Genomic DNA, 20,287 nt, shown 5'->3' on the forward strand with positions numbered 1-20,287 from the left:
CCCCGCCCGATCCGCAGACCGGGCGCAGCCGACCGTCAAGATATTAGAACGAACTGGAGATACCGAACTTCAGGCGCTGCTGCTCGTCGTAATCTTCCTTCATGAAGGGGATCGCGTAGTCGACGCGCAGAGGACCGAAGGGCGAAGCCCAGATCAAGCTGGCGCCAGCCGACGCGCGCAGAGCGAATGCAGCGCCCTGAGCTTCATTGTTCTTCACCTTCACCTCATTACCCCAGAGCGAACCGGCATCCATGAAGAAGCCGCCGCGGAAACCGGAGTCCTGCGGAATGCCGGGGAGCGGGAACGTCACTTCCGCCGAAGCGGTGAAGTAGGTCGTGCCGCCGAGCGGATCGTCGTTCTTGTAGGCGCGCGGACCGATGCCCTGGCTTGCAAAGCCGCGAATGTCGTTCGAACCCAGCATGAACTGGTCGAAGACATGCAGATTGCCGCCATTGAGCGGGGTGACATGGCCGGCGCTTCCGGCCACGGATCCGATCAGATCCATCTCGTCGGACAGCGTGTAGTAGTTGCGCGCCTTAGCGCTGATCTTGTGGAAATAGGAGTCTCCGCCCAGACCAGCAACTTCGTTGGTGAGAGAGGCGTAGATGCCCTCACGCGGCAGAACCGTCGAGTCCAACGTGTTGAAAGTGATGGTGTTGGCGACGGAAGACGTGACCCACGGGCTGCCATTGACCATGCGCTGATACGGCTTCGACAGATCGGCGACATCGTCGTCGTCGGCGTCATACCGCATTTCGCGATAGGTGTACTTGAACTGGCTGCTGATATCGTTGGTGATCGGAGCCGCAACGCGCAGGGAGAAACCCTGTTCGCCGTAACTGTAGTTGTCGTAATAGGAGTTCTCGGTCTTGAACAGATCGAAACCGGCCGCCAGACGATAACCGAGGAAATAGGGCTCAGTGAAGGACAGCGAGTAATTGCGGGTCGAAGCGCCGCCGCCGGCCGCCACGCGGATATACTGGCCGCGACCGAGGAAGTTCTTTTCTTCCACAGAGGCTTCAACGATGAAACCGCCATCGTAGCCGGTTGCGTAACCACCGCCGATGCCGAAGGAGCCGGTCGACTGATCGACGACATCAACAATGATCACGACGCGGTCGGACGCAGAACCCTGCTTGGTGGAGATGTTGACCGATTGGAAGTAACCGAGACGCTCAAGACGGCGCTTGGCTTCAGCAATTTGCTGCTGGTTGAATGCGTCGCCTTCGGAAAGGTCGAACTCGCGACGAATGACGTAGTCACGGGTATTGGTGTTGCCGCGGATCTCGATACGCTCGACATAGGCGCGCTCGCCCTGATCAACGAGGTAATCGACAGAGATCGTCTTGCTCACCGTGTCGCGATTGCCGCGCGGAGTCACGCGAGCAAAAGGATAACCGGCGGCAGCGACGCGCTCGGAGATCTTGCTGATCGATTCCTGCACATCCTTGGCGCGATAGGTCTTGCCTTCGACGCTTTCCGTCAGACCGCGCAGATCGTCGGCATTGACGCCATCAACGGTGCTTTCAACATTGACCGGACCGAAGGTGTAACGCTCGCCCTCATCCACGTCGAAGCTGATCGTGTATTTGTTGGTCGCGGGATCCAGAACCGCGTTCGAAGAGATCACGCGGAAATCGGCATAACCGTGGTTGTAGTAGAACTGGCGCAGCGCCTCTTCATCGGCGCGCAGCTTGTCTTCGTTGTAGATGTCCTTGCGCGTCAGGAAGGAAAGGATTCCCGATTCCTTGGTCATGATGACCGAGCGCAGGCGACCGGCGCCGTAATGTGTATTGCCGGTGAAATTGATGTCAGCGATCTTCGTGCGATCACCTTCATTGATGACGAAAGCGAGGTTCACGCGCCCCTCGCCAACCGGCGCGGTCTGCGTGGTCACCTCGACATCGGAGCGACCGATATCGGCATATGCCTTCTTGATCGCCTGAATATCGGCTTCGATCGAAGCCTGGCTGTATGGGCCGAGCGCACGTGAGCGCACCATGCCCGCGAGCTTGTCGTCCTTGATCTTGCGGTTGCCGTTGAAGACCACCTGATTGAGCAGCTGGTTCTCGTTGACGGTCACGACAAGCGAACCACCGGAGACGCTGATGCGAACGTCGGAGAAGAAGCCTGTCGCATAGAGCTTCTTGATCGACGCATCGATGTCGGCATTGGTGAAGTTCTTGCCAGGCGCGATCGTCAGAGCCGCGCGAACCGCCTCAGGTCCAGTGCGGTCAGCGCCGTTCACCACGATGTTGCTGATAACTGCGGCTTCGGCGGAAGCAGGCGCGACGAACACCATAGTCCCGGTAGAAGTCAAAACACTGGCCGTTACAGCCAGGACAGAAACCGCGTTCCGAAATCTCGAACTACCATTCATTGTAACGTCTTACCTTTTTCCGCTTCACAGCAGCAGCAACGACGACCTTGGTCCCCGTCTGCCGTTTTAACCGCTTTTCCCCTACAAGCAAGGGAGACAGTTAAATTCTGTTTACTTCATTTCGATGCGTGGCTGTTTCGCCACGCGCAGTCGAAGACATGGTAAACAAATCCCTGCCGAATTCTCCACTCAACCGATCAGAGACGTGATGTCGTTCCAGGTGGCGAAGACCATCAAGGACAAAACCAGCGCCATTCCGATACGGAAGGCCACCCCTTGCGCAGCCTCCCCCAAGGGCTTTCCGCGCAAGGCTTCAATCGCATAGAACAATAAATGGCCGCCATCAAGTACCGGAACCGGCATCAAATTCAGCAATCCAATCGAAACCGACAGCACGGCGGCGAGATGCAACAGGGCCACGACGCCGAGAGTCGCAACCTGTCCCGAGGTCTGCGCCACGCGAATGGGGCCGCCGAGTTGATCGGCGGACATCCGACCGGTGACGAGATTCGATAGATAATCGAAGGTGCCGGTGACGATGCCCCATGTCTCGCGCACGCCTTCCTTGACCGCGCCGAGCGGTGAATAGGTGACGGTGCGCATGTTTCCGGCGTCGCGAGTCGTGAGAACGCCGATGACGCCGATCTCCATCTTGTTGCCGAAGTTGTCGGTAATTTCGGTGAGCTTCGGCGTGATCGTGAGCGGCAGTTCCTGGCCGTTGCGCCTGATCGTCAGCGAGATCGGCAGTCCCGGCCGGACGCTGACATAACGGCGCACGTCGTCGAAGGTTTCCACAGTTTCGCCGTCCATCGTCAGGAGCACGTCGCCCTTGAGGATCCCCGCTTCCGCAGCGGCGCTCGCGGGCTTCACATCGCTGACGACGGGATCAGCGACATATTTGCCATAGGCCATGAAGATTCCGGCCAGAATGACGATCGCCAGGATGAAATTGGCGATCGGACCGGCCGCCACCGTCGCCGCGCGCTTCCAGAGAGCCGCGCCGAGGAAGGTTTTGTTGCGCTCCGATTCGGGCAGAGCGCTCACGCCGTCGAAATCGGGCGAACTCGCCGCGTCGGCGTCGCCGTAGAATCGCACATAGCCGCCGAGCGGGATCGCCGAAATCTTCCAGCGCGTTCCATGCTTGTCGGTGAAGCCGACCAGTTCCGGGCCGAAGCCGAAGGAAAAGGCGAGGATCTTGATGCCGCTCCAGCGTCCGACGAGGTAATGGCCCATTTCATGGACGAAGACGATCAGCGAGATCACGACCAGAAAGGGCAGGACATATCCGAACAACGTCGAGAAGAAATCGGCGATCACGATCATTGGGTTTGCGCCTCCTTAATGCGGGTTGCGCATACTTAGGATGTTCAGGGGCCGGTCACAAGCTTGCCGGCGTCGGCCAGAAGGCCGCCATTGATGATCGACAGCGCCAGACCGCCGAGGAAGGCGACGAAGCAGGCCGCCACCAGTCCGTCGGCGCGATCCATCACGCCGCCATGGCCGGGAATCAGCCGGCTGGAATCCTTGACGCCGGAACGGCGCTTCACCCAGGATTCAAAAAGATCGCCGCATTGCGAAGCGGCCGACAGCGCGAGGATGATCGGAACGAGCCAAAAGCTCGCGGGTTCGCCCAGGCCGAGAATGACGCCAAAACCGGCGATCACGGCGCAGACGGCGCCGCCGATCGCGCCGGACCAGGTCTTGCCGGGCGAAATCGCCGGCGCGAGCTTCGGTCCCCCAAGGGCGCGGCCAATGAAATAGGCGAAGATGTCCGTCGCCCAGACGATGGCGAACAGGAACAGCATGGTGATCAGGCCGTCCCGATCGGCTCCGCGGAGCGCCGCGAGCGACACGGCCGACAAACCGGCATAGAGCACGCCGCCGGGCAGCCACCAGGTCGACCGGCGCAAGGCCGCGAGGATGAACGCGGTCAGGCTGAAGCCGACAAGCAGCACGAGCGCCGTCTCGATGGAGCGGAACGCCGTTTCGAACGACACCAGCGCAGTCGCAGCCCAACCGAACATCAGCCCGAATCGGTTGGCCTTGAGCCCGGTCATCGTCGACCATTCATAGAAGATCAACAGACCGATCAGCGCCGACAGCAGACGGAAATAGAGACCGCCCTGCCAGGTCGCCGCAAGCACCAGCGGCGCGAGGACGAGCGCCGAGATGATGCGCAGCTTGAGTTCACGCGTCATCCGGTCACCGCGGCGGCGGCACCGATGCCGCCATAGCGCCGTTCACGACCGGCATAGACCGCGAGCGCCCGATAGAAGACCTCGCGGGTGAAATCCGGCCAGTATTCCGGCACAAACAGCAATTCGGCATAGGCCGCCTGCCACAGCAGGAAATTCGACAAACGCTCTTCCCCCGATGTGCGGATGACGAGATCCGGATCGGGAATCCCTTGCGTGTCGAGCTGACCGTCGAGCGCCACGGCGTCGATCTGGTCGGGGCGCAGCGCGCCCGCCGCAACCTGTTCGGCGAGCTTGCGGGCCGCGCGAGCGATTTCGTCGCGCGCGCCGTAATTGAAGGCGATCACCAGCGTCAGCCCGGTATTGGCCTTGGTTGTCTCCTCCGCCTCGATCAGCAGCGGCAGGATGTCGCCGCGCAGATTGTCCCGCGCGCCGATGATGCGAATCCGAACGTTTTCACCGTGCAGTTCGGCGAGATCGCGGCGGATGAAGGCCTTCAGGAGGCCCATCAGGTCATTGACCTCCGTTTCGGGCCGCGTCCAGTTTTCCGAGGAAAAGGCGAACAGGGTGAGATAGCCGACGCCCATGTCGCCGGCGACCCGGACGGCTTCGCGGACGGCCTCGACGCCCTTGCGGTGCCCCATGGCGCGCGGCAAGCCGCGGCTCTGGGCCCAGCGGCCGTTGCCATCCATGATGATGGCGACGTGCCTAGGTATCTTCACCGTTTCCAATTTATTCATAAGAATAAGCCCGCCGTTCGCTGCCGCCCGAAATACAGATCAATTTAGACCTGCATGATTTCCTTTTCCTTATCCTGAAGCAAGCGGTCGATCTCCGAAATGGTCTCGTCGGTCATCTTCTGGACCTTGTCGGAATTGGACCGGCTGTCATCCTGGCCCATGTCGCCGTCCTTTTCCGCCTTTTTAAGGGCGTCCATGCCGTCGCGACGGACATGGCGCGCGGCGACCTTGGCCTTTTCGGCATAGTCATGCGCGACCTTGACGAGCGACTTGCGACGCTCTTCGTTGAGCTCCGGCAGCGGGATGCGCATGTTCTGGCCTTCGATGATCGGGTTCAGGCCGAGATTCGATTCGCGGATCGCGACTTCGACCGCCTTGACCATCGACTTGTCCCAGATCGATACCGCAAGCATGCGGGGTTCCGGCACGGTGATGTTGGCGACCTGGTTCAGCGGCATGCGCGAGCCGTAGGCCTCCACCTGCACGGGGTCGAGAATATTGGCCGAGGCGCGGCCGGTGCGCAGCGAGGCGATGTCGCTCTTGAACGCCGCGACAGCGCCTTCCATGCGGCGCTTCAACTCCTTGAGATCGAATTTCAGGCTCATGACAAGCTCCCGTTTTCCTATCCTGCCCGCCGCCCCCGCGGCAGGCGCCATCCAGTTGTTTTAAATGTCCTTGACGATGGTGCGGCGTCCGCCGCCGGTCAAGATCCGCGCAAATTCGCCTTCTTCATGGATGGAGAAGACGATGATCGGAATATGGTTTTCACGCGCCAGGGCGACGGCGGCGACATCCATCACCGCAAGGCCCTTTTCGAGCACTTCGGAATGGGTCAGTTCGTCGAAGCGGGTGGCGTCCGGGACCTTCTTGGGGTCGGCGGAATAGATGCCGTCCACCTGCGTGCCCTTGAAGATCGCCTCGGCGCCGATTTCGGCGGCGCGGAGCGCTGCGGCGGAATCGGTTGTGAAGAAGGGATTGCCGGTGCCGCCGGCGAAGATCACCACGCGGCCGAGCGACAGATGATAGAGCGTGGCGCGCTGGGAGAAACTTTCGCAGATCTCCGGCATGGCGATGGCCGAGAGCACCACGGTGTCGATATCGAGCTTGCGGAGCGAAGTCGCGAGCGCCAGCGCGTTGATCACGGTCGCCAGCATGCCCATGTGGTCGCCGGTGACGCGATCGCCGCCCTTGGAGGCCACGGCGACGCCGCGGAAGATATTGCCGCCGCCGACGACGACGCCGACCTCGACGCCGAGCTTGCGCGCTTCGGCGATATCACTGGCGATGCGATCGGCCACCGCGACATCGATGCCGAAGCCCTGGCTTCCCATGAGCGCTTCGCCGGAGGCTTTCAAAAGCACCCGTTTGTAAAGTGGAGTGGATGTCATGTCATCTCCCGAACATCTGGTTTGTAACGCGACGGTCAGACGTCGCTTTGGAAAAGCGGAGACCGCAACGGGCGGGACCTAGGCGCGACCATGCGAGGACGACTCCGAGCGGAATCATCCTTTGGTGTTGCCGGATACACGAAGGGCATCGCGTTGTCACGCAATGCCCTTCGGTTTCGTTTCGACCTTTTGAATAAAAGGTTTTCTTAGTCTTACTTCTTGACGGCGGCGGCGACTTCGGCGGCGAAGTCGGTCTCTTCCTTCTCGACGCCTTCGCCGAGCAGGAGGCGGACCATGCCGGTCACTTCGATGGCGGCGCCAGCGGTCTTTTCAGCATCCTTGACGGCCTGGCCGACAGTGATGTCCGGGTTGATCACGAAGGCCTGCGAGAGCAGCGCGACTTCTTCGAAGAACTTGCGCATGCGGCCTTCGACCATCTTTTCGATGATCGCTTCCGGCTTGCCGGATTCGCGGGCCTGTTCGATGAAGACGTTGCGTTCGCGCTCGGCGACGGCGGCGTCGACTTCTTCGGCGCGGATCGCGAGCGGGTTGGTCGCAGCGATGTGCATGGCGACCTGACGGCCGATCGAGGTCAGGACTTCCTTGTCGCCCACCGACTTCAGCGCCACGAGCACGCCGAGCTTGCCGATGCCGTCGCCGGCAGCGTTGTGGATGTAGGTAGCGACCACGCCATGCTCGACTTCGAGCAGAGCCGAACGGCGCAGGTTCATGTTTTCGCCGATGGTGGCGATGGCGTCCTTGATGGTGTCTTCAACCGACTTGCCGGTGGCCGGATAGGTGGCCTTGGACACGGCTTCGACGGTGCCGTCGGTGCCGATCGCCACATTGGCGACGCCGCGGACGAGATCCTGGAAGGCGTCGTTGCGGGCGACGAAGTCGGTTTCGGAGTTGATTTCAACGGCGACGGCCTTGTGGCCGGCCGAAACGATGCCGATCAGGCCTTCAGCGGCGGTGCGGCCGGACTTCTTGTCGGCCTTGGCGATGCCCTTGGCGCGCAGCCAGTCGATGGCGGCTTCCATGTCGCCAGCGGTTTCGGCGAGCGCCTTTTTGCAGTCCATCATGCCCGCGCCGCTCTTTTCGCGCAGGGTCTTGACCATTTCAGCCGTGATAGCAGTCATTTCAAACCTCTTTCATGTCGGCGTGCCGCGCCGTGCTTCCAGATGAATTCAGCGGGCCGCGCTTTGCGGACGGAGTTTAACCAGACGCGTGACAGGCATGTGACAGGCCCTTGAGGGCGCCGCGCGCCTCGATCGTCGAACGCAGTCCTGGATATCAGAAAGGCAAAGGCCTCGGGCGGTGACCGCCGGGACCTTTGCCCTGAAGTCTCTGGGCAGGCGTTAAGCCTGCCCATGTCTGTCTTAGGCGTCTGCCAGAGCCGGCTCGACGATCGGCTCGGCGACAGCGCCGAGGTCATGACCGGAAGCGGCGTGCTGACGGGACAGACCGTCGAGAGCAGCGCGGGCGAACAGGTCGCAGTAGAGAGCGATGGCGCGCGAGGCGTCGTCGTTGCCCGGGATCGGATAGTCGATCAGGTCCGGATCGCAGTTCGAGTCGATGATGGCGACGACCGGGATGCCCAGGCGCTTGGCTTCATCGATGGCGATCTTTTCCTTGTTGGTGTCGATGACGACCATCAGGTCCGGCGTGCCGCCCATGTTGCGAATGCCGCCGAGGGCCTTTTCGAGCTTTTCGCGCTCGCGCTCGAGGTTCAGGCGTTCCTTCTTGGAGTAGCCCGAGCCGTTCGAAGCGAGGATTTCGTCGACCTTGCGCAGGCGCTGGATCGAGTTCGAAATGGTCTTCCAGTTGGTCATCATGCCGCCGAGCCAGCGGGAGTTGACATAGTACTGTGCCGAACGCTTGGCGGCGTCGGCGATCAGATCAGAAGCCTGACGCTTGGTGCCGACGAACAGGACGCGGCCGCCATTAGCGGCGGTGTCGCTGATGACCTTCAGCGCCTGGCTGAGCATCGGCACGGACTGTGCGAGGTCGATGATGTGGATGCCGCCGCGATCACCGAAGATGAACTTCTTCATCTTGGGATTCCAGCGATGGGTCTGGTGACCAAAGTGAACGCCTGCTTCGAGCAGCTGGCGCATGGAAAAATCGGGCAATGCCATGCCTTGTTACTCCTTTTCCGGTTGAACCTCCGTGAAGCTTGAAGCAGGTTGCCCCGCCACCGGGTGGACCAGACCGGATTTCTCCCGGAAAGGCCCGACTTCACGTGTGGAATGGGCGCGCCTTAAACCGAAACGCCCGGGATTGCAAGCGACGGCGGGGACATTTTAACGCCCCGCGCCCAAATCCGCCCTTTATTTGGTCTTGCAGCTCTCTTCCGGCAGCATGTCGAGCTTCACGAGGCTGCCCTTCAGCACGAAGTCGCCATAGTCCATGGTCAGGTCGCGGGAGACGCCGTTCGGATAGAGCTTGAAGGACATGCGGTAGTTCGGCAGCGCGTCCGACATCTTGCCGTCATCGAAATAGGCGATGGTGACGGGCCAGGCCTTCTCGTCCTTCAGCGCGCCGATGGCCTTGAGGTCCTTGGCGTCCGCTTCGGTGGCGACGGGCGCGCCCACCACTGTGGAGGTCACCAGCGTCTTGTCGCCGTCGTCGGAGCCGTCGAAGATTCGCGCCTCGTAGAAGTGCTGGCCCTTCGCGGCGATATTGAGCACGTCGAGCGTATGCTGGGTTGGGAAACGGGCATTGGCGAGATCGACCTGCTTTTCCTCAGGCGAGGTGATGTCCACCGCGATGCCGTCAGGCTTGCGCTCGGCGAAACCGTTCACTTCCTTCTCCAGGCGATCCTCGTTGTAGGTCCGCGATTCGAATTCGAAGCGGCCGGATTTGGGATCCTCGAAGGTCGAGCTCTGCTGGTCGGTGGTCTTCTTCTCGCCGCCCGAATCGAGCTGGGTCACGAAACGGAAGTTGACCCGCCAGCCTTCGCAGGCCGAGCCGGTGAATTCATAGACCATGCGGCCGAACATGTTGGAAATGCCGGATCTTTCAGAGGCTTCGGCGAGTTCGAGATTGTAGACGGCGCGATGCGGCACGAGGCCGGCCGCAGGCTGCGCCAGGGCTGGCGTCAGGCAGGAGGCCGACAAAACCGAGAGGATCGCCGCTGAAAAACCACGCCGCGAAATCATGCAATTCTCCTGTTGCGCCGCATCCGATTGCGATTAAGTAAGAGCCATCAGCTTCACTTGAAGTAAACGATCATACCGGATCGGCAAACAAAAATCATTGGAAAGGCGAGGACGACCATGGCGAACGCGATCGACGCGAAACTCGAAGAACTCGGCGTGACCCTGCCGCAGGCGGCGGCGCCGGCGGCCAATTACGTGCCCTTCGTCCAGAGCGGCGCCCAGCTGTTCATTTCGGGCCAGCTGCCGCTCGTCGACGGCAAGCTCTCCCATACCGGCCAGCTCGGCGCGGGCGTCATGGTCTCGGAAGCCCAGGAGGCGGCGAAGAACTGCGCGATCAATATTCTCGCCCAGGCGAAGGCGGCGCTCGGCGGCGATCTGAGCCGGATCACCCGCGTCGTGCGTATAACCTGCATGGTCTCATCCGCGCCTGATTTCTACGAGCATCACCTGGTCGCCAACGGCGCCTCGAATTTCCTGGCCGAGGTGCTGGGCGAGGCCGGCAAACACGCCCGCGCCGCCTATGGCGTTTCCGCGCTGCCGCTCAACGCCGCTGTCGAAATCGACGCCATCCTGGAAGTCAAATAATGGCCGACGCATCTTTCATCACCCGCCGTCCCGTCGCCCATCGCGGCCTTCATGACGGCAACAAGGCCGTCTGGGAAAACACGCTGTCGGCGTTCGAGGCGGCGATTGCGGGCGGCTACGCCATCGAATGCGATCTTCAATACGCCTCCGACGCCGAGCCCGTGGTGTTCCATGACGACGACATGGAGAGTCTGTGCAACATCAAGGGCGACGTGCGCGAAAAGACCTCCGGCGAACTCGGCCTGATCTCGATCGGCGGCACGAAGGACAAGGTGCCGTCGCTGAAGGCGCTGTTGAAGCTGGTCAAGGGCCGCGTGCCCCTGGTGCTGGAGCTGAAGGGCCGCGAAGGCGATGACGAAGGCTTCGCTTCCGCGGTGCTGGAAACTCTCGACGGCTATGAGGGTGAAGTTGCGCTGATGAGCTTCGACGTCTGGCTGCTCGAAGAGCTGAAGGCGCTCGAAAGCCCCTACCCGGTCGGCCTCACCGCTGAGGGGGTGAAAGAGAGCGATTTCGACATCCATCGCAAGGCGATGGCGCATGGGCTCGACTTCATCTCCTACAATGTCATGCATCTGCCCAACGCTTTCGTCAGCGAACAGAAGGCGCGCGGCATTCCGGTGATTTCCTGGACGGTGCGGACGCCTGAGCTCAAGGCGCATTCCGACGCCCATGTCGACCAGATCACCTTCGAAGGCTTTACGCCGGAAGCGTCCGCCGCATGAAGACGAGGCTGGTTCAGAGTTTCCGGGACATCGAGCCCGAAGCCTGGGGCCAGCTGACCGGCGCCCGCCGCGGCGGGCCCGGCTACAATCCATTTTCATCCTACGCTTTTCTCTCATCCGTCGAAGAATCCGGCTCCGCCGTCGCGAAAACCGGCTGGATGGGCCGGCATCTGCTTCTCGAAGACGAGGGGCGTCTGATCGGCGCCGTGGCCGGCTATCTCAAGAGCCACAGCCAGGGCGAATATGTGTTCGACCATGGCTGGGCGCAGGCCTTCGAGCGCGCCGGCGGCCGCTACTATCCGAAACTGCAGATGTCGGCGCCGTTCACACCGGCGACCGGCCCTCGCCTGTTGGTCGCCGACGGCGAAGACCGGCCGGCGGTGATGCGCCGCCTCGCCGCCGCCGTCAAAGCGGAGACGGATGAACTCGGCCTTTCCTCGGCGCATGCGACTTTTCTGCCGGAGGAGGAATGGCGGCTTCTCGAGGCGCAGGGCTTCCTGCACCGCACCGACCAGCAGTTCCACTTCCACAATGCCGGCTACGCCAATCACGACGCGTTCCTCGAAACGCTGGCGTCGCGCAAGCGCAAGGCGCTGAAGAAAGAGCGGCGCGCGGCGCTGGAAAACGGCATTTCCATCGACTGGCTCACCGGCAAGGATCTCACCGAGGATGTCTGGGACCAGTTCTACGCCTTCTATATGGACACCGGCAGCCGCAAATGGGGTCGCCCCTATCTGACCCGCAGCTTCTATTCGCTGATCGGCGAGCGCATGGCGGACGACATCCTGCTCGTGATGGCCAAGCGCGAGGGCCGCTATGTGGCCGGCGCCATCAATTTCATCGGGGCCGAGACGCTCTATGGCCGCCATTGGGGCTGCATCGAGGATCATCCCTTCCTGCATTTCGAGGTCTGCTATCACCAGGCCATCGATTTCGCTCTCGCCTGCGGGCTCAAGACGGTGGAAGCCGGCGCGCAGGGCGAGCACAAGCTGGCGCGCGGCTATCTGCCGGTCACGACGCATTCGGCGCATTACATTTCCCATCCCGGCCTCCGCAGGGCGGTCGACGATTACCTCAAGCAGGAGCGCGCCGAGGTCGAGGCGATCGGCTCCTACTTGACAGAACACAGCCCGTTTCGGAAAAGCGGAGCCGAAGAAGAGTGAATTGCCGCCGTAGCGGCTTGAAAACAAATCGTTTCGGGCGCAAATTTCTCCGATCAGACTGAGGAGAACGCGCATGCCCGGAACCATTCCCTACGATCCCGAAAACATTTTCTCGAAGATCCTCAAGGGTCAGATTCCGTGCCACGCCATCTATGAGGACGAGCACACGCTGGCCTTCATGGACATCATGCCCCAGGCCGAGGGGCATGCGTTGGTGATTCCCAAGACGCCGTCGCGCAACCTGCTGGACGCCGACCCCACCACCTTCATGTGGCTGATGCCGACCGTGCAGAAGATCGCCCGCGCCGCCAAGAGGGCGTTCCATGCCGACGGCGTCAGGATCGTGCAGTTCAACGAGGAAGCCGCCGGCCAGACCGTATTCCACCTGCATTTCCATATCATCCCCATCAAGGACGGCGTGCCGCTCAAGCCGCATACCGGCAAGATGGAGGACGGCGGCAAGCTTGCCCACAACGCCGAAATGATCCGCGAAGCGTTGAAATTCGTTTCTTGAAAAGACCATGATTGAATGCGAGCCGGATGACGGGGGCGGAAAGGAACTGCCATGAAAACCGTATTCATCGTCATGAGCATTCTCGGCTGCGACGATTCCGGAGTGCATTGCACGCCCGTCGCATCGGTGTCGCAGGAATGGCGGACAATCGCCGCCTGCGACGCAGCCTCGGAAAGCGTTCTCAAGCGCTATCAGAACGTCAACAAACCTGTCGTGGCGGCGATTTGCCAGACGGCCGATGTTGGAGACGACATCGAACCGCCGTCCGAAATCGCTGAGGCGACCGCCTCTCAGCCGCCGGTCCCTCCGCCTGTCCACAAGAACGATCATCAGGGCCTGATGACCCGGGCAAAGGCGCTGTTCAGTCACGCCCTGCCCAGCCGCCTCGCCCTGCAGAAATCGATCGAAAAGCCGGTGCATTTCGTCACCGACACCTATTCCTGGGTGGCGAAGAAGGTTCGCCCCTGAGCGGACATGTCTCCGACGTAAGGCTCGTGGCGGAGCCTTTGTGTAAAAGTGAGTAAAGATCGGTAAATTTTTTCCTTGATTAATTTACTCATGTTTTGTAGGCCGCCGTTCTGTCGAAAACAGACATGAAACAGCAAGTACCCGGAAACTTTCCGGCTGATAGCCCCTTCATGCGCAACTGAAGAACGTTTTGCCGTGATGCAAATTGCATTTTCCGGAGCGGGATCCCTTGTGCTAACGGACCCGTTCGCCCTTTCCATTCTCCGCACCATGCTGCGCCTCGGCCACTTTGCAGGCCTGGTGTTTGGCCTTGGCTTTGCGCTGTTCATAGACTTCTTCGTTCAGCGGAAAGCGCCGGACGGCCTGACCAGACAGGATCTCGATCTTGTCGTCTGGGCGTCGCGCTTCGTCAGCCTCGGCCTCTTGCTGCTGTGGATTTCCGGCCTTGGATTTCTGGCGCTTTATGCAGTGTCGGACCCGGCAAAGCTCGCCAATCCGAAAATCTTCGCCAAGATCGTCATCGTCGCCATTCTTACCGCCAATGGAGCGCTGATCCATGCGCGCGTCCTGCCTGCGCTGCGTCGGCTTCAGGGTGCGCCGCTGTTTGCGGCGGCCCGCCCCCGGACGCTCCGGCTTTTCGCGCTATGCGCGGCGGTATCGACCATATCCTGGATCACGCCGGTCATCCTCGGCGCGGCGCCACAGCTCAATTTCGTCGTTCCCATGGCCGTGATCCTGCTGGCTTACGCCGGCGCCGTGTTCGCGGCCTTCGTTGTGGGACTGATCCTTCTGTCATCGGCCTCGCGCAGCGATGCCGATGACGAGCGCGAACCGCTCGGCGCGGCAAGCAACTGACGCTCGGCAAGACGCCGCGCAAACAAAAGACATAACAAAAACAGGAGAGAACCATGACCGTACAGGCTCAGGGCGGCAACCACTATTCGATATTTCTGAAGGACGGCGTCGTCTATACGGTCGGCGAAAACAATGAAAGCCAGCTTGGCCGCGGCGAAGTCACCGACACCGGCGTCGCCTGGGGCGATATCGGCGCGATCAACCTGCCGGACGGCTTCACCGGTGAAATCGTCGCGATTTCGGCGGGCATGCTGCACGGCGCCTTCCTCACCGCGGATGGCGAAGTCTATGTCTGGGGCGACAACAATCAAGGCAAACTCGGTCAGGGCGACACCAGCAATTACGAAGTGCTGACCCCGGTCAAGGTGACCGGCCTCGACGGCGTCAAGATCGAGCAGATCTACATGGCAAACGGCGCGAGCTACGCAATTTCCGACGAAGGCGTCCTCTATGCCTGGGGCCAGAACACCAATGGCCAGCTCGGCATCGGCAACCTCACCAATCAGGGGACGCCGGTCGCCGTTGCCGCCTCCTCCTTCGGCGGCGAAAAAGTCGCTTCGATCGACTGGGGCACGTCCTATGCGCTCGTGCTCACGGAAAGCGGCGAAGTCTATGCGATGGGCTCCAATGTGCAGGGCCAGCTAGGCCCCGAGGGCGTGGAAGATGACGGCAGCTTTGTCCGCCGGTCCTCGACCCCTCTGCATGTCGATATCCCCGGCACGGTGACCAAGGTGATCGCCGGCACCAATACGTCCTTCGCCATCACCGAAGACGGAACGGTCTATGGCTGGGGCCAATCGGATTACGGCCAGCTGGTGAAGGGCGACATCGTCGATGGCCTGCTCACCAATGCCGACACCGAAAATTCCGCCGTTCCGACCGTCATCGAAGGCCTGCCGGACAATGTCGTCGACATCCATATCGGCTCGCGCTGGGTGGTGGCGCTCACGGCGGATGGCGAAGTCTGGTCCTGGGGTCGCAATGACGAAGGTTGGCTCGGTCTGGAACGGACGACCGGCGACGATGACACTCTTGTCGCCCCGACCCAGATCGAAGGCCTCGACGGCGTCAAGATCGTCTCGATCTCCGGTGGCGCCAATCACGCCTTCGCCGTGGACGAGGATGGCAATGTCTATGGCTGGGGCAACATGAACCACGGTCGTCTCGCCACCGAGCAGACGGAGGGCACCTGGGCCACCGGCCCGATCCTCGTCCCGCTCGAGGATGACGGGCGCGAAGTGATCATCGGGTCGAGCGATGCGGGCGAATCGTTGTCGGCAGGCGCGCTTTCCGACGATGTCCTGGGCTATGCGATTTACGGTTTCGGCGGCGCGGACACGATCACCGGCGGCGACGGAACGGATTACCTCGATGGCGGCGTTCTCGATGATTCCCTCGTCGGCGGCGCGGGAGACGACGTGCTGATCGGCGCATCCGGCGCGGACAGGCTGGATGGCGGCGCCGGCGTCGACGAGATGCGCGGCGGCAAGGGAGACGACGCCTATGTCGTCGATGCGGAGGGCGACGTCGTCACCGAGAGCGCCGACGCCGGCAGCGATACGGTTGTCTCGACGGCAAGCTACGTCCTCTCGTCCAACATCGAAACGCTCGAACTGAGCGGCGCCGGCGACATCGACGCCACCGGCAACGACCTCGCCAACAACCTCAAGGGCAATGACGGCGCAAATGTGCTGGACGGCGCGGCGGGCGCGGATACGCTGGCCGGAGGATCGGGCGACGACACCTATGTGATCGACGACGCAGGCGACGTCGTCTCTGAAGAGGCGGACGCCGGCAACGACCATGTCCGGTCCAGCATCAGCTATACGCTCGGGGCGGCGCTCGAAAACCTGTCCCTGACCGGCGACCTTGATATCGACGCCACAGGCTCGGAACTCGACAACACCCTCACCGGCAATGACGGCGCCAACACGCTCGACGGTCTCGCGGGCTCGGACACGCTGGCCGGCGGCAAAGGCGACGACATCTATCTCGTCGAAAACGCCGGGGATTCGGTCGTCGAAGCCGCAGACGAAGGCAGCGATCTGGTTCGCGCCCAGATCTCCTATACGCTCGGCGACAATCTCGAATCCCTGGAGCTAGAAGGCTCCGAGGCGATCGACGCCACCGGCAACAGCCTCTCCAACACGCTCGTCGGCAATGCCGGCGCCAATATCCTCGACGGTCGCGCAGGCGCCGACCAAATGACCGGTGGGGCAGGAGATGACATCTATGTGGTCGACGATGCTGCGGACAAGGTCACCGAAAGCGCCGGCGCAGGATCCGATCTGGTACGCAGCTCGGCAGACAGCTTCCGGCTGACGGGCAATGTCGAAAATCTCGTCCTTCGCGGGGCCGCGCAGGAAGGACAAGGCAATGCGCTCGCCAACACGATCTCCGGCACGGCAAAAAGCAACGCGCTTTACGGCAATCAGGGTAACGACACGCTGTCGGGCAATGGCGGCGCCGACACCCTGTTCGGCGGCGCGGGCGAGGATCGTCTCGAAGGCGGCGCGGGCGCGGACAGCCTGGTGGGCGCCCAGGGCAATGACGTGCTGCTCGGCGGCGCGAGCATCGATACGCTGAAGGGCGGCGCAGGCGCGGATACATTCGTCTTCGCCGACGGCGATTCCGGCAAGCGCATCGCAAAAGCCGATACGATTTCCGACTTCTCCGTTGTCGGCGGCGATGTGATTGATCTGAGCGCGATCGACGCGAAAAGCGGGATCGCGGGCAACCAGTCGTTCTCCCTGATCGGCGAGACGGAATTCTCGGGACGCGCAGGCCAATTGCGGACCTATGTTGAAAACAAGGAGACCTATATCGAAGCCGATATCGACGGCGACGCCAAGGCCGACTTTATGCTGCATCTCGACGGCAGCAAGCGTCTGACCTCGGACGACTTCATCCTGTGATCCGACGTCTCCCGCCGACGCGACTCCGCGTCGGCGGGAGACCGACAATGTCAGGGACGAAAAGCAAAGCTAGACCATGGACTGGGCGCGTTCGAGCGCCCATTTCTCTATCAATGCAGAGCTGCGTGGATTGCGGCTCCGGAAGAGCCGGATATCGCCAGGCATGGTGGGATCGGGAATTGGCTAGCTAGGCCGCCTCGACCGTGAGGAAGGATGCGTAAGCGCGCGCCGACTGACGTTGTTCGACGAAATGCAGGCGCTCGACCATGTCGATCAGCTGGCTGGACAATTCGCCGATCGTCTTGCGGCTGCGGAAGCGATCAACCAGACGCGTGGCGATGGCGCTGAAGCCCGTGCTGTGCGGATCGACGGACTGACGACGCCATTCCAGCGTCGCCTCGACAAAGACTTCCGACATTTCCCGCGCCAGCCCCGCCGCCTCGTAAAGCGCGCGAATGGCGTGCCAGCGGCCGTCGGCGAGGATGGAGCGGACCCGCTTTTCCTGCAGACTGGAGAGATGCGAGACGGCGGCGGCGAAGAAGTCGATCTTGCCGAGGCACAGCGCCTGCATGAGAAAAGCGGGAGTGAGGAATTCCTGCTCCGCGAGGTGGTCGATTAGGTTGTCCATGTCGCTCGCGTCGGCAATGCCGGCCAGCGCGACGGTCGCCTCTTCGCAGGCTTCGCGGAGCAAGCGTTCCGACCGGCGGGCGCCGAGGATGTTTCGCACCAGATCGCTGTCGCCGAGCGCTTCCGACAGGCTCAACGCCAGCCGGTGACGGGCGTCGAGCGGCAGTTCCTCGCGCTCCAGCAGCATGTCGCGCAGAATGGCGGAGCCGGCATGACGCTCGGCGATGCGCCTGAGGCTATGGCGGGTGACGATGGCGCCGGGATTGGCGAGCATGATCTCGATTTCCGCCTCGTCGCCGATCTCGGCGATCGCCGCGCAGACCGGCTGGGTCAGCACATAGCGGGAGGCAATCAGGGCGCGGGTGACGCCATCGCCGCGAGCGGCGAGGTCGACGAGATCGATGTCGGACAGGATCGGCGAACGGCCGATGACCTCGGCGGCGATTTCCGGTTGATCGAGGCAAAGCGACAGGATCAGCGCCCGCGGCGCCTGTTCTGTGCCCCCGAGCGCCTGGGCGAGCGCCAGCCGCACTTTCGGCGAGGGATCGTCGAGCAGCCAGGTCATGGCAAGCAAAGCCGCCTGACGCTCATGCGCGTCCATCGTCGAGTGTAGATAGGCGCGGCCGAGCGCATTGGCCGCCTTGGCGCGTTCAGACGCTTTCGCCTTTTCCGCCCAACGCATAAAGGTTTCTATGATCACGCCCGACTCCCAGACTCGCGCCCTGTACTGAGTTCGAGCTTAGCCGGCAAAAGTTTAAGATTGGTTCACCATGTTTGGAGAGAAGCGGTTAACTCTATGACACGAGAGGCAAAATGAACCAAGGCTCCATTCCGAGACCCACTCTGGCGAGGCTTCGCTGGTTTGAGGAAGGTCGGCCACCCCTCACGCTGGCCGTCGTGGACGGCGAGTCGGATCATCTCGCGGCAGAGCTTCAGTCGGCCTTGTCCACACAAACCGATGGCCTGTTGGTTCGCAACTGCGCGGGCCTTGCGGGTTTGGAGCGTGTGGAAACCGCCCTGCGGGTCGCGGAAGCGCGACTTGGGCTCGCCGAGGGCGCGACCCGGCTGATCGCCAGCATGGCGGACACCGCCCGCGCCGTGCTCGCCTTGCAGAAACCCGTCATCGCGTCGCCGCGGCTGATCGGCCTGACCTGGGATCGGTCGAGCCTTCGGGCCAGCCTCGGCTGCAGCGACCCCTCGCCTCTTCTCGATCAGGCGCGGCTGCAGCTCTTGTTCGCAGCGGCGGCGGCGGGCGTCCCGGCGTTCGAGTGGAGTGTGAGCGACGATCCGAAAAGCGACGAGGACACGCGCGCGCTCGGCTTCGCGGGCGTCTCAATCGGGTAAGCGTCAGCCGACCTTCGGGCGCGCAAGCTCAAAGAGCGGACCGGCTTCGGCGTAATCCATGTAACCCAGCCGCGTCACGGGACGGGCGAGCGTCACGTCGAAACGACCGTTGCGGATGACCTCGTCGTCGATGCGGATGCCGACCACCTGGCCGAACACCATATGCGCATCCGTTTCCTTGCCATCGAGATCGACGGGGCGGATGATCTGGGTCACCTTGCATTCGAGCACCGCCTTGGCCTCGGCCACATAGGGCGCATCGACCATCTCGCCCTGGGCGACGGTCAGGCCTGCGAGCTCGAACTCGTCGACGCCATAAGGCACGGCGGCCGACGAGGCGTTCATCGCCGTCATCAGGTCGGCGCTGACATAGTTGACGGTGAAGACGCCGGTGTCCGTGGCGTTGCGGGCCGAATGCTTGTAGCCCGACGACGAAAACATCACGATCTTCGGCGCATCGCTGACGATGTTGAAGAAGGAGTAAGGGCCGAGATTGCGCCCGCCATCGGCGCCGCGCGTGCCGATCCAGCCGATCGGGCGCGGCGCAACGATCGCCTTGAACGGATCATGCGGCAGACCGTGATCGCGGGTGTCGGCCCTGTAGAACACCGGATTACTCCGCCCAGTTCACGATGTCGGCGAGCTCAGGACGCGGCCGGTCTACGACCGGGAAATCGGTGGAGCCGATATGGATGAAGCCCGCGAGTTTCTCGCCCGGCCGAACGCCGAGGATCGGGAAAGCGCGCTCGTCGAAGGCCATCCATTCAGACAGCCAGTTCGACACATAGCCATGCGCATTGGCCGCCATCAGCAGATTGAGGCAGACGGCGCCGGCCGACATCACCTGTTCCCATTCCGGGACTTTCGCATGCGGGGCGGCGCGCGACACGACTGCGATCACCACAGGAGCGCGGGTGAAGCGGGTTTCCTCGACCTTGACCATTTCTTCCGAGAGATCCGGCTGGTCGCCCTTGCGGATGGCGGCGAGCTCCAACGAGATCCGCTCGCGGACCGGACCGGCATAGACGATGAAGCGCCAGGGGGCGAGCTTGCCATGGTCGGGCACGCGGCTCGCCAGCGTCAGCATGGCGTCGACCTCCTCCTTCGATGGCCCCGGCTCGCGCATCTGGAAAGCGGGAATGGAGCGGCGGGTGCGGAGATAGTCGATCAGCGTGATATCGGTCTTCATATTGCCTCTATTCCGACGAAGAAGTCGGACTTGAAATCCTG

20 protein-coding genes are annotated in these 20,287 nt (G+C 62.2%); 8 read left to right on the forward strand and 12 right to left on the reverse strand.

Annotated elements, in window-relative coordinates; translation table 11 throughout:
* Positions 1 to 43 precede the first annotated feature (43 nt).
* The 9 genes from bamA to E8Q41_RS23535 all read right to left on the reverse strand — a co-directional run bounded on the left by bamA (position 44) and on the right by E8Q41_RS23535 (position 9,864).
* Positions 44 to 2,380: an outer membrane protein assembly factor BamA gene (bamA, locus tag E8Q41_RS23495; RefSeq protein ID WP_137157997.1), complete on the reverse strand. Its 2,337-nt coding sequence runs from the start codon at positions 2,378 to 2,380 to the stop codon at positions 44 to 46.
* 189 nt (positions 2,381 to 2,569) lie between these two features.
* Positions 2,570 to 3,703 (reverse strand): RIP metalloprotease RseP, encoded by a 1,134-nt coding sequence (rseP, locus tag E8Q41_RS23500; protein WP_137157998.1) that lies wholly within the window; start codon positions 3,701 to 3,703, stop codon positions 2,570 to 2,572.
* Positions 3,704 to 3,747: 44 nt separating this feature from the next.
* Complete coding sequence (locus E8Q41_RS23505; RefSeq protein ID WP_137157999.1) at positions 3,748 to 4,578, reverse strand: phosphatidate cytidylyltransferase; 831 nt, start codon at positions 4,576 to 4,578, stop codon at positions 3,748 to 3,750.
* On the reverse strand, positions 4,575 to 5,315 hold the full coding sequence (locus E8Q41_RS23510; RefSeq protein WP_137158000.1) for an isoprenyl transferase: 741 nt from the start codon (positions 5,313 to 5,315) through the stop codon (positions 4,575 to 4,577). The genes E8Q41_RS23505 and E8Q41_RS23510 overlap by 4 nt, the downstream gene beginning before the upstream one ends.
* Before the next feature lie 44 nt (positions 5,316 to 5,359).
* Positions 5,360 to 5,920, reverse strand: coding sequence for a ribosome recycling factor (gene frr / locus E8Q41_RS23515; RefSeq protein ID WP_137158001.1), 561 nt, complete (start codon positions 5,918 to 5,920; stop codon positions 5,360 to 5,362).
* Between the two features lie 60 nt (positions 5,921 to 5,980).
* Positions 5,981 to 6,703 carry a UMP kinase gene (gene pyrH / locus E8Q41_RS23520; RefSeq protein WP_137158002.1) on the reverse strand — a complete coding sequence of 241 codons (723 nt, stop codon included), beginning with the start codon at positions 6,701 to 6,703 and terminating at the stop codon, positions 5,981 to 5,983.
* A 212-nt stretch (positions 6,704 to 6,915) separates the two neighbouring features.
* On the reverse strand, positions 6,916 to 7,842 hold the full coding sequence (gene tsf, locus E8Q41_RS23525) for a translation elongation factor Ts (protein WP_137158003.1): 927 nt from the start codon (positions 7,840 to 7,842) through the stop codon (positions 6,916 to 6,918).
* A gap of 240 nt (positions 7,843 to 8,082) precedes the next feature.
* Positions 8,083 to 8,841 carry a 30S ribosomal protein S2 gene (gene rpsB, locus E8Q41_RS23530; RefSeq protein ID WP_137158004.1) on the reverse strand — a complete coding sequence of 253 codons (759 nt, stop codon included), beginning with the start codon at positions 8,839 to 8,841 and terminating at the stop codon, positions 8,083 to 8,085.
* A 192-nt stretch (positions 8,842 to 9,033) separates the two neighbouring features.
* Positions 9,034 to 9,864, reverse strand: coding sequence for a cell envelope integrity EipB family protein (locus E8Q41_RS23535; RefSeq protein WP_137158005.1), 831 nt, complete (start codon positions 9,862 to 9,864; stop codon positions 9,034 to 9,036).
* Between the two features lie 117 nt (positions 9,865 to 9,981).
* On the opposite strand from E8Q41_RS23535, the gene E8Q41_RS23540 reads away from it, so the two are divergent.
* The 7 genes from E8Q41_RS23540 (at position 9,982) to E8Q41_RS23570 (ending at position 17,086) form a co-directional block, all read left to right on the forward strand.
* Complete coding sequence (locus tag E8Q41_RS23540; protein WP_137158006.1) at positions 9,982 to 10,449, forward strand: RidA family protein; 468 nt, start codon at positions 9,982 to 9,984, stop codon at positions 10,447 to 10,449.
* On the forward strand, positions 10,449 to 11,171 hold the full coding sequence (locus tag E8Q41_RS23545; protein WP_137158007.1) for a glycerophosphodiester phosphodiesterase: 723 nt from the start codon (positions 10,449 to 10,451) through the stop codon (positions 11,169 to 11,171). Before E8Q41_RS23540 ends, E8Q41_RS23545 begins: the two co-directional genes overlap by 1 nt.
* Positions 11,168 to 12,334 (forward strand): GNAT family N-acetyltransferase, encoded by a 1,167-nt coding sequence (locus tag E8Q41_RS23550; RefSeq protein WP_137158008.1) that lies wholly within the window; start codon positions 11,168 to 11,170, stop codon positions 12,332 to 12,334. Before E8Q41_RS23545 ends, E8Q41_RS23550 begins: the two co-directional genes overlap by 4 nt.
* A 73-nt stretch (positions 12,335 to 12,407) precedes the next feature.
* Positions 12,408 to 12,848: an HIT family protein gene (locus E8Q41_RS23555; protein WP_137158009.1), complete on the forward strand. Its 441-nt coding sequence runs from the start codon at positions 12,408 to 12,410 to the stop codon at positions 12,846 to 12,848.
* A gap of 51 nt (positions 12,849 to 12,899) precedes the next feature.
* A complete protein-coding gene (locus E8Q41_RS23560) occupies positions 12,900 to 13,316 on the forward strand; it encodes a hypothetical protein (RefSeq protein WP_137158010.1) in 417 nt (138 codons plus the stop codon).
* A 231-nt stretch (positions 13,317 to 13,547) separates the two neighbouring features.
* Entirely contained in the window at positions 13,548 to 14,171 is a 624-nt protein-coding gene (locus tag E8Q41_RS23565) for a hypothetical protein (protein WP_205910418.1), read from the forward strand.
* A gap of 53 nt (positions 14,172 to 14,224) precedes the next feature.
* Positions 14,225 to 17,086: a hypothetical protein gene (locus tag E8Q41_RS23570; protein WP_137158011.1), complete on the forward strand. Its 2,862-nt coding sequence runs from the start codon at positions 14,225 to 14,227 to the stop codon at positions 17,084 to 17,086.
* A 187-nt stretch (positions 17,087 to 17,273) separates the two neighbouring features.
* Here E8Q41_RS23570 and E8Q41_RS23575 read toward each other — a convergent pair whose 3' ends face one another.
* Positions 17,274 to 18,395 (reverse strand): DUF2336 domain-containing protein, encoded by a 1,122-nt coding sequence (locus E8Q41_RS23575; protein WP_137158257.1) that lies wholly within the window; start codon positions 18,393 to 18,395, stop codon positions 17,274 to 17,276.
* 131 nt (positions 18,396 to 18,526) lie between these two features.
* Between E8Q41_RS23575 and E8Q41_RS23580 the strand changes: the two genes are divergently transcribed.
* Positions 18,527 to 19,057, forward strand: coding sequence for an aldolase/citrate lyase family protein (locus E8Q41_RS23580; RefSeq protein ID WP_137158012.1), 531 nt, complete (start codon positions 18,527 to 18,529; stop codon positions 19,055 to 19,057).
* A 3-nt stretch (positions 19,058 to 19,060) separates the two neighbouring features.
* Here E8Q41_RS23580 and E8Q41_RS23585 read toward each other — a convergent pair whose 3' ends face one another.
* Positions 19,061 to 19,666, reverse strand: coding sequence for a flavin reductase family protein (locus E8Q41_RS23585; protein WP_137158013.1), 606 nt, complete (start codon positions 19,664 to 19,666; stop codon positions 19,061 to 19,063).
* Positions 19,667 to 19,670: 4 nt separating this feature from the next.
* A complete protein-coding gene (locus E8Q41_RS23590; RefSeq protein WP_137158014.1) occupies positions 19,671 to 20,246 on the reverse strand; it encodes a nitroreductase in 576 nt (191 codons plus the stop codon).
* Between the last annotated feature and the right edge of the window lie 41 nt (positions 20,247 to 20,287).

This window comes from Rhizobium sp. FKL33 (assembly GCF_005222915.1).
In the GTDB taxonomy this organism is placed as follows: domain Bacteria; phylum Pseudomonadota; class Alphaproteobacteria; order Rhizobiales; family Rhizobiaceae; genus Rhizobium_E.